Below are 15,146 nucleotides of genomic sequence, written 5' to 3'. Positions count from 1 at the left end.
GTCCTTGCCCTACCATACGGCCGAGCTCGCCTAGGCTCGCCCGGTGCCTTCACTCCGGCACTGTTATGGGGGCACGCCGCGATGGGCCATCCTTGGCCCGATCGCGGCTGGCTCGGCGTCCTGCCTCGCCACCCCCATAACAGCACCTGCGTTCAGCCTCCTGTGATGGGCCCCAGTGTCGCTCCCACTGTTTCGGTGGCGGCAGGAGGATTGTTTTAGAAGCTGCAATCTAGAAGCTAGAAGCTAGAGCGATATCTGAATTCATCTGCTGTCCTGAATCGAGAATCAAACCCCCAATCCAACTGACTGTGCCTCTTGAGCAACAACCCGCTTGCGCTCACGGCCCACAGGCATGGCGGGCAACACCGCAGCTTGCAACGTGCACGCCGCCGGATGAGTAAAACGCATCTTCGCAGTAACCAACTGATCCTCCACCACATGCCCGTCTGCCAGCACCACCACCCGTTGGCAAAAATGCTGCACCAGACTCAAATCGTGCGTAATCAGCACAAACGCCGTCCCCGATTCACGACGCACCTCAGCCAATAGCTCCAGAATCTGAACTTGCAACACCCGGTCAAGGTTGGAAAGGGCTTCGTCGAGAATGATCAACTGCGGATTAACCGCCAAAGCCCGTGCGATACCGGCACGTTGCAGCTGCCCGCCACTGAGCTGGGCGGGCAGTTTGTCGATGTCACGAGCGTTCAACTGAACCTGTGCCAGCAGTTGCAATACCCGAGCCCTGCACGCCTCAGCATCCAGTTGTGAAAGGTGGCGTAACGGCTCGGCAATGCTCCAGCCAATGCTGCGCTGGGGGTTGAACGCGCTCAGGGCGTCCTGAAAAACCATTTGCACACGCTTTAAAAATGGCGCATCAAGCCCCCGCAGGGGCTGGCCGTCAAACTCAATGCTGCCCTCGTCTGGCGTTTCCAGACCCATCAGCAGGCGGGCGAGGGTGCTTTTGCCACTGCCGCTAGCGCCCAGCAGTCCCAGACTCTGGCCATCATTCAGGGTAAGACTCAGCTCTTTGAGCACCTGTATACGATGCCGTTTGCTGAGCAGCCCACCAGCGGTGTAGCCGTGGCTGAGGTTGCGTATCTGGAAAATACTCATGCGTTGCACACCTCTCGGGTCAAAGCGTGATGCGCCGCCAACAGCGTGCGCGCTTCTTCACTGCGGGGGTTATTGAACAGGCTGTAGACATCGGCCTGTTCGACAATTCGGCCGTGGGCCATCACGCTGACGTGGTCCGCGCTACGAGCAACCACGCCCATGTCATGGGTGATCAGCAGCACGCCCAGATTGCGCTCGTCCACAAGCCGCTCCAGTAAGTCCAGAAAGCGCGCTTGCGCAACCACGTCCAGATCGCTGGTGGGTTCGTCAGCCAGCAAAAAACGGCTATCGGCGAGCAGGGCCAGGGCGATCATCATGCGCTGCAGCATGCCGCCACTGAGCTGGAAGGCGAATGAGTCGAGCACACGCTGACCGTCGTATAAGCCAACCTCATGCAAAGTGGCGTGGATCAGTTCATCGGCCTCGTGGCCCGTCACGCCCCGTGTTTGCAGGGTTTCCAACGCATGCTGACGCAATGAACGCACCGGGTTGAAGGCGCTGCGCGGGTTTTGCAGTACTAGCGCGGCTTCGCGGCCGCGCAGTTGGGCAGGCTCGACTGGCTTGCCGTCCAGCAACAAGGTGGCGCCGCTGCAATGCACGCCGGGTGGCAGCAGGTCGAGGATGCCCAGGCAGGTCAGGGATTTGCCCGAACCGCTGGCACCGACCAATGCATGTACCTGGCCGGCCTTTAACGTCAGTTGTAAATCGTGCACCAGCGTTCGCTGCTGATGCCGCAGGCTCAAGCCTTGAATGGTCAGGTGGGTATTCATTCCTTGATCTCCGCCAGAACACTGGGGTCAAGCCGGTCGCGCAGTGCGTCACCCAGCAGGTTGAAGGCCATCACCGAGATAAAAATCATCAGGCCGGGCCACAGCAGCAATTGCGGGTGTGTCCAGATGAACTCCTTGGAGTCGTTGATCATCACCCCCCATTCCGGGGTGGGCGGGCTGACGCCCAGGCCGAGGAAGGACAGCCCGGAAACGTGCAGCATCATATGACCAATGTCCATCGAGGCCAGTACCAGCAATTGGCCCACCACATTAGGCATTACGTGCTGGCGCAGACGGGTCAAGCGTGACGCGCCGGCCAACTGCGAGGCCAGTACGTAGTCTCGGTTGCGTTGGGCCAGCACCATGCCGCGCACCATGCGCGCATACCAGGCCCAGTGCGACAGCGCGATGGCGATGATCACGTTGGTCAGGCCGGTGCCCAGCAGGGCAATCAGAAAAAAGGCCAGTACCAGCGTGGGGAAGGTCAGAAACATGTCGCACAGGCGCATCAGCACCATATCGACCTTGCCGCCGACAATGCCGGCCACCCCGCCAATGATCACCCCGAGAATCAACACCAGGCCCAGCACCAGTACTACGCTGCCCAATGACAATTGCGTGCCGACAATCAGGCGTGAAAGGACGTCGCGCCCCAAGTGATCCGTGCCCAGCCAATGGTGGGCACTGGCGGGCAGCAGGCGGTTGTCGAGATCCACCAGAGTCGCGTCGTAATGGGCGATCCAGGGCCCGAACAGGGCCAGTATCAGCAACAGCCCCACCAGCCAGTAGCCGATGCGCATCCCGGTCTTTTTGCCTGAAAACGTTGCGGCCAAAGTACTCATGCCATTACCCCCGAAAAGCGTGTGCGTGGATCCAGCCAGGCGTAGCAGATATCGACCACCAGGTTGCACACCACCAGTAACGTGGTCAGCAGCAGGGTGAAACATTGCATCACCGGAAAGTCACGGTTGAGCACGGCGCTGACGGCAAAGCGCCCGACACCGGGCCACGCGAAGATGGTTTCAATCACCAGCGCGCCGCCCAGCAGTTCGCCGATGTGCATGCCGGTGGCGGTGACCAGTGGCATCCAGGCATTGCGCAGGATATGGTCGCGCCACACCCGCCGCTCATTCAAACCACGGGCGCGGGCATAGAACACATGCCGGTGCTGGCGCACATCGAGCAAGCTGGCACGCAGTAAGCGGGCATTGATCGACATCGACATCAGTGCGATGGCCAGTACCGGCATGATCAAGTGCTCGGGGCCGCCACGGCCCATCGGCGGCAACCAGCCCAGCCACAGAGAGAGCAGGGCAATAAGCAGAAAGGCCAGCCAGAAGTTAGGCATCGATACGCCGATGAAGGTGATGAAACGCACCACCTGATCAGGCCAGCGGCCTTTCCAGCGCGCGGCGGCCAGACCCAGCGGAATACTCATGACCAGTGTCACCAGCAGCGCCAGACCGCCCAGTTGCAGCGTGGCCGGCAAGTAATACAGCAGATCGTCGAGCACCGGGCGCCCGGTGATATAGGACATGCCGAAATCCAGATGCAGTGCATTCCATAACCACGTCAGGTATTGCTCAGGCAATGGGCGGTCAAGCCCCAGCGCATGCCGCGCCTCGGCCAGCGCGGCATCGGTTGGCGGAATTTGTGACAGGCGCAGGTAGTCGAGCGCTGGGTCGCCGTTGCCCAAATGCAGCAGCACAAACACGATCAACGACACACCTAGAAGTACCGGAATCAGCAGCACGAGCCGCAAAATGATATAGCGCAGCATGGTTAGGGTTTCCCGCTGGTGGGGTGCATGACTTCGAACGGCACATCAAACAAGGTGCTGCCGAAGGTGACGTTATCGACGTTTTTGCCGCTCACACTGATGGCAGTGAGGTGCGAGATCGGCAGGTAGACCGCCTGATCGTGCAGGGTGGTGAGAATTTCGCGGTAATCCTCGGCACGCTTGCCTTCATCGGTTTCGCCCAGCACTTCGGCGATTTTCTGGTCGATGGCGTCCTTCATCGGCAAGCCTCGCTGGGCCATATAGTCCGCATGACCTGCGTAACGCATGGAGCTGACAAACGAGTGCGGGTCGTAGGGGGCGCCCCACGTATCGGCGAAGATCATGCCGAACTTGCCTTCGCGCTGGCGCTGAACCAGTGCGCCGTCTTCCTCTGCGCGTAACTTGACCTCGATACCGACTTTGGCCAATTCACCCTGAATGATTTCAGCAAGGTTTTTTTGCAAGGCGCTGGGGCCCAGGAATACCAGCTCGGTGCTCAGTCGCTGGCCGTTCTTCTCGCGTACAGTTTTGCCTGCCGGCAGTGTCCAGCCTGCTGCTTCAAGGGTTTTTTTCGCTTGTTCCGGGTCGTAAGGCAGGGCTTTGAGACCAAGGTCGGCGTAGGGCATGTTGCTGGCGAACAGCGCATCGGCGCGAGGTTCCTGGCCGTGCAGCACTTTGGCAATAATGGTGTCTTTGTCCACGGCCTGATTGATGGCCTGACGTACCGGTAACTCATTGGTCGGTGCCAGGTTGGTGTTCATGGCAACCGTGCGCGTGGCCAAAGGCGCGGAAATGGCGCTGTGGAAACCCGAGTCGCGCAGGCGCACAAACGTGCCGGGGGAAATTTCACCGTCAGCACCCTGTATCAGATCGATTTCGCCGGTTTGCAGGGCAATCGCACGGCTGTCGGGGTCGGAAATGACTTTGACCAGCACCGAGCCATACGCGGGCTTGTTCCCCCAATAGCGCGCATTGCGCTCAAAGCGATCGTATTCACCGCGTCGGGTTTGCGTCAGCACCCACGGCCCAGTGCCCACAGGTGAGCCGGGTTTGGCAGCCGGGGCACCGAAACGCAGAGGCCGCACTTGTGCCAGCTCCATCAGCGTTGGGTAGTAAGGATGCTTGAGCACCAGCACCAGGGTATGTTCGTCAGGGGCTTCGACTCGATCCAGTGTGGACACCAGCTCCATCCACTGGTGGCGCTTGCTGTTGGTCAGCACCGCATCCAGATTGGCTTTGGCCGCTGCCGCATTGAACGGGCTACCATCACTGAAGGTCACGCCGTCCCGCAACGTAAAGGTGTAGGTCTTGCCGTCCGGCGAGATCGCCCATTGCGTGGCTAGCCAAGGCTCTAACGTTCCTTGAGGGGTATAACGCACCAGCGGTTCATAGACCATGGCCTGGGCATACATCTGATTGGGCGAGTAACCTCTGGGGTCCAGCGGCCCGGCGTTGGTGGGCCATGAATAGGTTAGCGTCGGGTCCGGTTGCACAGCGCTGGCGGTAGACAGACCTGTACTCAGACAGACGCCAATCGTCCATAAAGCCAGCTGTTTTTTCATCCATGAGTCCGTCACACTGTTTCTCCCGAGTTAATGGCTAATCGCCTGTTCATTCACCGGGTAAGAAGTCTATGTCAAAACTTCATAACTGCGAGGCTAATTGAATGCAGAGGGTCACGATCACGCTGGACGATGCCTTGTTGACCGCCATTGACGAGCGCGTGGTGAGCCATGGCTATCAAGGTCGATCAGAAGCGGTACGCGATTTGTTGCGGGCCGGACTGCTGCAAACCGGCTGTGAGGATGACCCGGACGGAGCCTGTGTGGCGACCTTGAGTTACGTCTACGATCATGGCACTCGGGACCTCTCGAAACGTCTGAACGGTGCTTTTCATGATCATCACGACCTGACCTTGTCGACACTGCATGTGCACCTTGATGAGGGCAAATGCATGGAAGTGTCGGTGCTCAAGGGCTCGGTGAGTGAGGTGTCGCAACTGGCACGCCACGTGATGGCCGAACGCGGGGTTCGCCACGGGAGTGCGCAGATCATTCCATTACCTGCGGGCGAAGACCATTAGCTGAGCGCGGTTTCGTTAAGCCATTCCTGATTCAAGGTTGGCGTATCACCCAGATACTCCAACAACCAGCTCATGGCCGGCGAGTGATTGTCCTGCACCCAGGCAATGCAAGAGGGACTCGACGGAAATGGCCGCTGCAAATACAGCGCCACCAGCAGGCCTTGATCGATCAATGGCTGAACCTGATGCGCAGGCGCCATGCCGACACACAGGCCTTCAGTCAGGCACTTCAGGCCGGTGGCCCAATCCGGCACCATCATCCGGCGCTGGTTGTCCAGCGTCCATGTATCGCGCTTGGGCAGGCTGCGGGAAGTGTCGTCCATGCACAGCGCAGGGTAGGGGCGCAGTTGGTCGTCCACCAGCAAGCCCTCTAAGCTGGCCAGCGGGTGCTGCGGGCTGGCCACGCATAACCAGTCCAGGGCACCCATGTCACGAAAGGCAAAACTGCCGGCCACCGGCACGGCACGGGTTGCACCGATCACCAGATCGGCGCGTGCATCCACCAGCGCATCCCACACCCCGTTGTACACCTCGTATTGAACGATCAACTCAACATCGGGGAAGTGCCGGTAGAAGTCGATGACCATTTGCTGGCAGCGCAGCTTCTTGATGATTGAGTCCACGCCTACCCGCAATTGGCCGCTCCAGCCATTGGCTACTTGCTGGCACAGGCGCCGGGTGCCGAGCATTTTTTTCATCACGTCACGGGCTTCTTTGACAAACATGTGCCCGGCCGGGGTGAGTTCTACATCGCGATGACGACGGACAAACAACGGCACCGCCAGCCACTGTTCCAGCTGGCGCACGGTGTAACTGATGGCTGAAGGCACGCGATGCAGTTCTTGCGCGGCACCGCTGAAGCTGCCGTGACGGGCCACCGCATCGATCACGTCCAGCGAGTATTCAGACCACATGATTAGCCTTCAAAATAGTTGATGTCAGATGGCAATTATTATCGCTTCACAAAGAAATAATCAGCGGGATAATGCGCGCCAGTCAACAAATTGTTTGATGGCAAGTTTTGGATGCCCATGAAAAATTCTGTAGGTTTCACCGTTTACCTTGCCGGGCTGAGCATGCTCGGCTATCTGGCCATGGACATGTATTTGCCGGCGTTTGGCACGTTGCGCAGCGAACTGGGGTTGTCCGCTGGCGCAGTAGGGGCCAGCTTGAGCATCTTTCTGGCCGGATTTGCCTTTGGGCAATTGCTCTGGGGGCCCTTGTCCGATCGACTGGGACGCAAACCGGTGCTGTTGGCAGGGTTGTCGATGTTCGCCCTGGGTTGTCTGGGCATGCTCTGGGTCGACAACGCCGCATTACTTCTGACCCTGCGTTTTATTCAGGCCATCGGTGTGTGCGCGGCGGCGGTGACCTGGCAAGCCCTGGTCATTGATCGATACCCGGCCGAGCGTGCCAGTCGGGTGTTTGCGGGCATCATGCCGTTGATGGGGTTGTCCCCGGCACTGGCGCCATTATTGGGCGCAGTGGTGCTGGGCCATTTAGGCTGGCAAGCCATTTTTACGGTGTTACTGGGCCTGTCGCTGTTGTTGATCGTGCCCACGCTGCTGCTCAAAGAAAAACCTCGCACTGCAACCAGTCCGGCCAAGGTCACCCTCGGCTATTGGCAGCTGCTGCGCTCGCCGACGTTTAGCGGCAACGTGATGATCTTTGCGGCCTGTTCGGCCAGTTTCTTCGCCTGGTTGACGGCCTCACCTTTTATCCTCGGCGACATGGGCTACAGCCCCGGCGATATTGGCTTGAGCTACGCATTCCCGACGCTGGCCTTCATGATCGGCGGGTACGGTTGCCGCAGCGCCTTGCAGCGCATCAAAAGCCGCAAGCTGCTGCCGTGGTTGCTGCTGGCGTATTGCGCAAGCATGGCCGGGTTATATGCCGTGGCTACCCAGACAGAACCGACTCTGCTGACCTTGCTCATCCCCTTTTGCCTGATGGCACTGGTCAATGGGGCGAGCTACCCGATTGTGGTGGCGAATGCGCTGATGCCGTTTGCCCAGAACTCGGGCAAGGCGGCCGGTTTACAAAACACCCTGCAACTGGGTTTGTGCTTCCTTGGCAGCCTGCTGGTATCGACCTATATCAGTCAGCCCTTGCAAATTACGGTTGAAGTCATGTTGGCCACTGCACCGCTGGCAGTGCTGGGTTTCCTGATTGCGCGCTACAAATCACCAGCAGTGGAGCGTGCCACAGGCTGAACTAGTTGGCGCTGGTTGCCTCCAAGAGTGTTCGAGACACTGAGCGAGCGCTCTTGATGACCCAAATAATTACAGACCGCAATTCAGACCCCACCCCAGAACCTGTCCAGACCAGCCACGACGCCAAAATGTTCGGCTCACCCAAGGATCGACTGGATTTTTACCGGCGTGAAATCCAGTACGAAACCAGTATTTTGTCCCACCGCACGGATGCGTATTTGGCGGCACAGGCCTTTCTGGTGATTGCCTTCGCGTCGTGCATGGCCAACATCAACCCCGAGTGGGGCAAGTTTTTTACCCTCACGGTGCCGCCGCTGCTGGCCATACTGGGCATCGTTATCTCCCTGAATGCGTGGCCCGGTATTCGGGCGGCTTACGACATCATTGATCATTGGCACTTCAAACAAAGCGAGTTGCTGAGTAGCGAACCGGTCATGGGCTTGGCTTACGATGAGTCGCCGCTTTTTTGCGAAATGGAGTCCACGCACAAAGGCTATAAAAAGTCGTTGATGTTTTCCGTGCGCTCGCCGTGGATCTTCGGCTGTTTTTGGATGGCGCTGGGGGCGTTTTCGTTGTACATCCAGATGACGTGATCGCTCTAACCAACTGATGCGCCAGCAATTCGCTAGATTTCAGCGAGCAATGCAGCGACCATAGCCCATCCGCCCGGACAGCCTCACACTTTGGAGTCAGCGTGCCGCAACACACCCCCGATCAGCCTGAAGATCTTGCCCCTCTTGCCCAGTTACCCTTGCTCAAACGCCTTGCCGCGCGCTTGTTTGGCAGCGGACTGAGTCGTTTACGGGCGCAACATGCTGCGTCCTGGTTGCACGGGCAAGCCGACGGGTTTCGCAGCGGGCACAGTGCAGGCGTTGACTACGGCTTCAAAGAGGGGCACGCCGAAGGGCTCGAAGAAGGCCGTCAGGTGCTGTTTATCAATGACACGCGCCCCCAGGAACTGCGTGCGCCGGGCATCGATGACGATCTGTTCGATGATTGGCGTCTGCCCCTGACCGCCGAATTGAAAAAACAGATCAAGGCGGATGTGGCCGCGATTCTGCCGGAGTACGCGCAACCCAGCGCCGCCCAATGGAAGATGATCTTCAGCGATACGCCGTCGACCTCGGTGGTGGCCGGGGCAGGGGCTGGCAAGTCGACTTCGCTGGTGTTGCGTATTTTGCTGCTCACCCATTATTTGGGCTTTGAACTCAGCTCGATGACCGTGGTGACCTTTACCCGGGAGTCGCGCAAGGACTTCATCGCCAAGCTGCAAGAAATCTTCGCCCTGTGGGGCCGTACCTTGAGCCTCAAGGAGGCGCGAGACGTGGTGCGTACGTTCCATTCGCGAATATTGCCAATGGTGCGCAGCTTGCCCGGCTATAGCCAGTTGCAGGCCTTTGAGACGCTGAGTACGCGCAGCCTGTTCAATGACGACGACGGCGACAGCAACCCTTTCGATTTGCGCATTAATGATGCGCAGCGCCAACAATTGAATGCCTGCTACCACGGGCTTTACACCAGCAATGAGCGTTTTCGCGACGCGGTAGCGCCGTTATGCCGCCATGCTCTTCAACTTAAAGAGCTGGAGCGCGATCACCCCGACGTGCAAAAGCGCATGGCCGTGACAGAGCTGGCATCCAAGCGTGACGAAGAGCTTTGCGACACCCTCGAAGACTTGTGGTTTGCGGCCGGTGCCTGGCCCATCCAGGGCATCGAACCGAGCCGTGAAGTACTGCAGATCAATGGCGCGCCGTTTCATTGCCACGGCTACATCCCGCAATTGGATGCGTGGGTGGTGCTGGGCTTTGATGCAAGGGAAAACCCGCAAATTACCCGCCCCGGCGCACGTTTGGCGGTGCGGGCAGAATGGGCAGTCAAGCGCACTCTGTTTCGAGCTTTCTGTGATAAACCATTGATATGGCTAGAAAGCTATGACGCTGCAAAGCGCGTGATTGCTTCGATGGCGGGTGATGCCAGTGCCGGCCCGGGGTTTGATTACAAGCTTAAAGGCGAACTCGGTTCGGCTCCGCTGCTGGACTGTTTCGTCGCAGCTGCCAGCTTTATTGAAAACCTGGGGCTGGACGTCGCCGCCGCTGTGGGCGATATGCGTTTTGCCAAGGATGACCCTGACCGGTTCTTCTTCGAGGCCCTGAGCCTGTACTGGCGAGCGCTGGAAGATCACCTGCTGGCGCAAAGCCCGCCGGTCATGACTTACAACCGCATGTTTTCATTGTTTGGCGAAAACACCCCGCAAAATTTCAAGCTGCTGAGTCATGAGCAGTTGCGGCCGCTGTCGCATTTGATGATCGATGAATTTCAGGACGTATCGCCGCAAATCGTCTCGTGGTTGCGTGCGAGCCTGCGTGAAATCCGCAGTCGCGGCCCGGCGATGCATGTGGGCAGAGGGGCCCAGCGTTCGTCTTTGCTATGCGTGGGCGATGACTGGCAGTCAATCTATGGATGGCGTGGCAGTTCGCCCCAGTACTTTATAGGGTTCAACAAAGAATTCCCGTCGCCGGCGACTACTCGGGTAATGCTCAGCGACAACTTTCGCAGTCACCAGCACATCATCGACGCCGCCGAGCATATCGTGCGTGCAGCGCCGTCTATTCCTGGCAAGCGTGCCAAAGCCAGTGGCGAGCCTAAATCATTAGTGCCGGTGAATGTGTTGAACCGCGATGTTGAAGACCTGGTGGCGCGTCTGACCGAGCATTACAACGCCGGTGACCAGATCTTGATGTTGTATCGAAAAAGTAGCGACAAGCTGATGATTGAAAAGGATATTCAGTCGATAGTTAATGTGGATTCTAGCTTGCAGCCAGAAGACCGCAGGCTAAAGCAGCTGACCTATCACAGCTCCAAAGGGTTGCAGGCGGATGTGGTGTTTTTGTTGGGCGACTGTCAGCACCTGACGTCTTCGCCCTATAAAAATCAGGTATACCGCATGGCGGGTCTGGGTAAGGAAGGTGATCCGGAACCATACGACTCGGCGCAGAAAGACGAGATTTTGCGACTGGCGTATGTCGGTATCACCCGAGCGGTGAAGCATTGCTATTGGTATCTGGAGAGCTCGGAGGCCCAGGGGCCGAATGTGCCCAAGGCCTCGGACCGTATTCCCAAGGACAAAGCGTTTTTTGAAGATCGGCGTGCCGCTCAAGGTTCATAAAATCTGGCGCATCGAGGTGCCTGATTTTGCGATTGCTACGGGTAACGCCAGCGACTCGGCGCGGCACCTTGTAGCCGCTGCCGAAGGCTGCGATCGGCGGCGTAGCCGTCGTAAATCCTGACACACCGAGGCGCTTGATTTGGCGATTGCTGTGCAATCGGACGTCGCCTGCGGCAACTGCTACGGGTAATGTTTGCGACTCGGCGCAGCACGTTGTAGGAGCTGCCGAAGGCTGCGATCGGCGGCGTAGCCGTCGTAAATGCTGACACACCGAGGTATCTGATTTTGCGATTGCTGTGCAATCGGACGTCGCCTTCGGCAACTGCTACGGGTAGCGTTTGCGACTTGACGCAGCACGTTGTAGGAGCTGCCGAAGGCTGCGATCGGCGGCGTAGCCGTCGTAAATGCTGGCACACCGAGGTATCTGATTTTGCGATTGCTTTGCAATCGGACGTCGCCTTCGGCAACTGCTACGGGGAACGTTTGCGACTTGGCGCGGCACCTTGTAGGAGCTGCCGAAGGCTGCGATCGGCGGCGGAGCCGTCGTAAATCCCGACACACCGAGGCGCCTGATTTTGCGATTGCTTTGCAATCGGACGTCGCCTTCGGCAACTGCTACGGGTAATGTTTGCGACTCGGCGCAGCACGTTGTAGGAGCTGCCGAAGGCTGCGATCGGCGGCGTAGCCGTCGTAAATGCTGGCACACCGAGGTGCTTGATTTTGCGATTGCTGTGCAATCGGACGTCGCCTGCGGCAACTGCTACGGGGAACGTTTGCGATTCGGCGTAGCCGTCGTAAATCCTGACACACCGAGGTGCTTGATTTTGCGATTGCTGTGCAATCGGACGTCGCCTTCGGCAACTGCTACGGTTAGCGTTTGCGACTTGACGCAGCACGTTGTAGGAGCTGCCGAAGGCTGCGATCGGCGGCGTAGCCGTCGTAAATGCTGACACGCCGAGGCGCCTGATTTTGCGATTGCTGTGCAATCGGACGTCGCCTTCGGCAACTGCTACGGGTAATGATTGCGACTTGACGCAGCACGTTGTAGCCGCTGCCGAAGGCTGCGGCTACAGGGTTACGCCAGCGCTTGCCAGGCCACTGGCGGGATGAAGCTTTCGAGTTCGTCTTCGACCGCTTGAATGATGCGGCCTACTTCGCCTGCGCTCATCACGGTTGAACAGGGAATACCGGCAATGGCAATCAGCGTTTCACCACTGGCACGGTCAAACAAGCGGGCGACCATGCTTCGGGGCGCGTCCATGGTCGCCTCAAAGCCCATCGGATGAAAATGCCAGCGCATCAGTTGGCAGGCATTAGGGAAAGTCACCTTGTGTTGCTCGGTATGCAGGCTCATGGAGCGTTTCCTTTTGCTCAATGGATGTAACGATCAGGGGTGGCCCTGTCCCACGTATTTGCGAGGGGTTCGTGTTCAAACCTATCATTCATATCGCTTGGCACAAGCCTTTTATCCCTCGTGCTTAGATTGTTTGATCGTGCTTTGATGCAAATCATGCAGTGAAGCGATTTAGCCACCGTTCATGCGGCGCTAAATGGTAAATCCCTCCCTTTTTGTGTAACCCGCTGGAGTCAAAAATGCCTGCTTGGCGCTCAATCAGCTTATGGATGGATCAGCTTGAAGAGGACCTCAGCCCCAGGCAGTGCCTTGAGCAGGATCTGGATGTCGATGTGGCAATCATCGGTGCCGGCTATACCGGGCTATGGACGGCTTACTACCTCAAGCGCCATGCACCTGAGTTGAGCATTGCCATTGTCGAGGCACAAACGGCGGGGTTTGGTGCTTCGGGTCGCAATGGTGGCTGGTTGATGGGCAACCTGCTGGGCGAGGACCGCCTGTTAGCAGCGCTATCGCCTGAGCGCCGACGCGAGTCGTTCGATTTATTGCATGCCATTACGGATGAGGTGAAATCGGTCATTGATCGTGAAGGTATCGCCTGTGATTACCGCAAAGGTGGCGCGTTGTATTGCGCAGCGCGTTACCCGGAGCAGGAAAGCAGCTTGCGCCAGTATTTGGCGGATCTTTACGGCCAAGGCTTGAGCGAATCCGACTATCGCTGGTTAACCCCCGACGAATTGGCTCAACAGTTGCGCGTGGCCAAACCTTATGGCGGGATTTTTACGCCGCATGTCGCCACCCTCCAGCCAGCCAGGCTTGTTCGGGGTCTTGCTCGGGCCGTAGAGCGCATGGGTGTGCGTATTTATGAGCAAAGCCCGGTCAGCCATTGGCAATCGGGCCTTGTGCGTACGGCCAAGGCACAAGTGCGCAGTCGTTGGGTGGTACCCGCCGTTGAGGGTTACGCCACTACGTTGAACACGCTGGGACGCTATCAATTGCCGGTGCAGAGTTTGATCGTGGCCACTGAGCCTTTGTCGCCTGCGCTGTGGGAGCAGATCGGGCTGTCGCAGGGCCAGGCGTTCAGCGAGTTCAGCAAACAAGTGACGTATGGCCAGCGAACCGCGGATAACCGGCTGGTGTTTGGCGCCCGGGGCGGCTATCAGTTCGGTGGCCGTCTGCGGCACTCCTTCGATCTCACCGACAACGAAATCGAACTGCGCCGCTATTTGTTCGGTGAGCTGTTCCCGATGTTGAAAAACGTCACCATCAGCCACGCCTGGGGCGGCAATCTAGGCATGGCGCGCAGGTTTCAACCGCATATGCTCTGTGACCGTGCACAAGGTGTTGCGCTGGCCGGCGGCTATGGCGGCGAAGGCGTTGGGGCCAGCCATCTGGGCGGCCGCACGCTGGCCGACCTGATTTTGCAGCGTGACACCCTTGAGGTTAAACAGCCGTGGGTCTTGACCGAAGGTGGGTTGGGGGCGCTCAAGGCATGGGAACCGGAGCCTTGTCGCTGGCTGGGGTACAACGCTGTAATCCGCAGTTTTGTCTATGAAGATAAAACCTTGGCCAACCCCAACAGCCCGCCCTGGCGTCGCCAGTTTGCCCAACGGGTCGCCGGGTTCATGGAAGGCCAGATGCACTAGCCCACATGCCCGGCGCCCTCGGGGTGGCTCAGCGCAGGGCCTGTGGGTTGACCAGGTTGGCCGGACGCGTACCGGCCAATGCCGCCAGCAGGTTGTCTACCGCGCAGCGGGCCATGGCTTCACGGGTCTCAAAGGTGGCCGAACCCATATGCGGGGTCGCCACCACGTTGTCCAGTTGCAACAAGGGCGAGGTCGGTTCCAGTGGTTCGCGTACAAACACGTCCAGCCCGGCACCGCGAATCTGGCCTTGCTGCAAGGCATTGATCAGCGCCGGCTCGTCCACCACCTTGCCGCGAGAAATATTGATAAAGATGCTCTCAGGGCGCATCAGGGCAAATTGCTCAGCCCCCATCAGGTTTTCCGTCTGAGGGGTTAATGGCAGGGTCAGGCAGACAAAGTCAGCTTGTTGCAACAGCTCATCCAGGCTGCGGTATTGCGCGTTGAAGCGGGCCTCAACGGCCGGTTTAGGCGAGTTGCTGTGGTAGATCACCGGCATGCCAAAGCCGAAGTGCCCGCGCTGGGCCAAGGCTTCGCCAATGCGGCCCATGCCGATAATACCCAGGGTTTTGCCATGCACATCCGTGCCGAAATGCTCGGGGCCGATGTTTTTTTTCCAGTTGCCATTGCGCACCAGATTGGCCAGTTCCACAACGCGTCGGGCGCTCGCCAGAATCAGCGCAAAGCCCGTGTCCGCAGTGGTTTCGGTCAGCACGTCGGGGGTGTTGGTGAGCAGGATCTTGCGTTCGCTCAGGTAATTGATGTCGTAGTTGTCAACACCCACCGAGACGCTGGCCACCGCTTCTAGTTGTGGCGCCAGATCCAGCAGGGCGGCATCCAGTTTCAGGCTGGCGCCCAGTAAACCCTGGGCTTGGGGCAGGGCGGCGCGCAGTTGTTGCATACCCTGATCATCGAGTTTCTCGATGAGGGTCACGTGGGCATGTTCTTCGAGGCGCTGCATCAGTGCATCGGAGAGTTTTTTGTACAGCACGACATGTTTTTTCAAGGCAGTCACCGACATGTA

The 15,146-nt window shown here is 58.6% G+C and carries 13 protein-coding genes; 5 read left to right on the top strand and 8 right to left on the bottom strand.

The window, feature by feature from the left end:
• Positions 1–285 precede the first annotated feature (285 nt).
• Genes nikE through nikA form a run of 5 tightly spaced genes read right to left on the bottom strand, consistent with a single transcriptional unit; the run spans position 286 to position 5,225 of the window.
• Positions 286–1,113, bottom strand: coding sequence for a nickel import ATP-binding protein NikE (gene nikE, locus FJD38_RS23865; RefSeq protein WP_146387954.1), 828 nt, complete (start codon positions 1,111–1,113; stop codon positions 286–288).
• The gene (locus FJD38_RS23860) at positions 1,110–1,883 is read right to left on the bottom strand and encodes an ATP-binding cassette domain-containing protein (RefSeq protein ID WP_122782400.1); all 774 of its coding nucleotides are present in this window, start codon (positions 1,881–1,883) and stop codon (positions 1,110–1,112) included. The genes nikE and FJD38_RS23860 overlap by 4 nt, the downstream gene beginning before the upstream one ends.
• Entirely contained in the window at positions 1,880–2,725 is an 846-nt protein-coding gene (gene nikC, locus FJD38_RS23855; RefSeq protein WP_122782399.1) for a nickel ABC transporter permease subunit NikC, read from the bottom strand. Before nikC ends, FJD38_RS23860 begins: the two co-directional genes overlap by 4 nt.
• Positions 2,722–3,663: a nickel ABC transporter permease subunit NikB gene (nikB, locus tag FJD38_RS23850; protein WP_122782398.1), complete on the bottom strand. Its 942-nt coding sequence runs from the start codon at positions 3,661–3,663 to the stop codon at positions 2,722–2,724. Before nikB ends, nikC begins: the two co-directional genes overlap by 4 nt.
• Positions 3,664–3,665: 2 nt before the next feature.
• Complete coding sequence (gene nikA / locus FJD38_RS23845) at positions 3,666–5,225, bottom strand: nickel ABC transporter substrate-binding protein (protein ID WP_122782397.1); 1,560 nt, start codon at positions 5,223–5,225, stop codon at positions 3,666–3,668.
• Positions 5,226–5,329: 104 nt separating this feature from the next.
• Between nikA and nikR the strand changes: the two genes are divergently transcribed.
• Positions 5,330–5,746: a nickel-responsive transcriptional regulator NikR gene (gene nikR, locus FJD38_RS23840; RefSeq protein ID WP_122782396.1), complete on the top strand. Its 417-nt coding sequence runs from the start codon at positions 5,330–5,332 to the stop codon at positions 5,744–5,746.
• On the opposite strand, the gene punR is transcribed toward nikR, so the two are convergent.
• Positions 5,743–6,660, bottom strand: coding sequence for a DNA-binding transcriptional activator PunR (gene punR, locus FJD38_RS23835; RefSeq protein WP_146387952.1), 918 nt, complete (start codon positions 6,658–6,660; stop codon positions 5,743–5,745). The two genes, nikR and punR, sit on opposite strands and share 4 nt — an antisense overlap.
• 117 nt (positions 6,661–6,777) lie before the next feature.
• On the opposite strand from punR, the gene punC reads away from it, so the two are divergent.
• The 3 genes from punC (at position 6,778) to FJD38_RS23820 (ending at position 11,125) form a co-directional block, all read left to right on the top strand.
• Positions 6,778–7,959 carry a purine nucleoside transporter PunC gene (gene punC / locus FJD38_RS23830; protein ID WP_146387950.1) on the top strand — a complete coding sequence of 394 codons (1,182 nt, stop codon included), beginning with the start codon at positions 6,778–6,780 and terminating at the stop codon, positions 7,957–7,959.
• 56 nt (positions 7,960–8,015) lie between these two features.
• Positions 8,016–8,552: a hypothetical protein gene (locus FJD38_RS23825; protein WP_122782394.1), complete on the top strand. Its 537-nt coding sequence runs from the start codon at positions 8,016–8,018 to the stop codon at positions 8,550–8,552.
• 101 nt (positions 8,553–8,653) lie between these two features.
• Positions 8,654–11,125: a UvrD-helicase domain-containing protein gene (locus FJD38_RS23820; protein WP_146387948.1), complete on the top strand. Its 2,472-nt coding sequence runs from the start codon at positions 8,654–8,656 to the stop codon at positions 11,123–11,125.
• A 1,075-nt stretch (positions 11,126–12,200) separates the two neighbouring features.
• On the opposite strand, the gene FJD38_RS23815 is transcribed toward FJD38_RS23820, so the two are convergent.
• Positions 12,201–12,479, bottom strand: a complete 279-nt coding sequence (locus FJD38_RS23815) for a DUF1652 domain-containing protein (protein ID WP_122784241.1) — start codon at positions 12,477–12,479, stop codon at positions 12,201–12,203.
• A 239-nt stretch (positions 12,480–12,718) separates the two neighbouring features.
• Here FJD38_RS23815 and FJD38_RS23810 point away from each other — a divergent pair, with 239 nt between their 5' ends.
• Positions 12,719–14,125 carry an NAD(P)/FAD-dependent oxidoreductase gene (locus FJD38_RS23810; RefSeq protein ID WP_146387946.1) on the top strand — a complete coding sequence of 469 codons (1,407 nt, stop codon included), beginning with the start codon at positions 12,719–12,721 and terminating at the stop codon, positions 14,123–14,125.
• 28 nt (positions 14,126–14,153) lie between these two features.
• Here the strand turns inward: FJD38_RS23810 and FJD38_RS23805 are convergent, their stop codons facing one another.
• On the bottom strand, positions 14,154–15,128 hold the full coding sequence (locus FJD38_RS23805; protein ID WP_122784243.1) for an NAD(P)-dependent oxidoreductase: 975 nt from the start codon (positions 15,126–15,128) through the stop codon (positions 14,154–14,156).
• Positions 15,129–15,146: the final 18 nt, after the last annotated feature.

The sequence above is a fragment of the Pseudomonas saxonica genome, from assembly GCF_007858365.1.
Lineage (GTDB): Bacteria > Pseudomonadota > Gammaproteobacteria > Pseudomonadales > Pseudomonadaceae > Aquipseudomonas > Aquipseudomonas saxonica.
The sequence above is the reverse complement of the archived record's forward strand: the minus strand, read 5'-3'. Positions and strand labels throughout refer to the sequence as shown.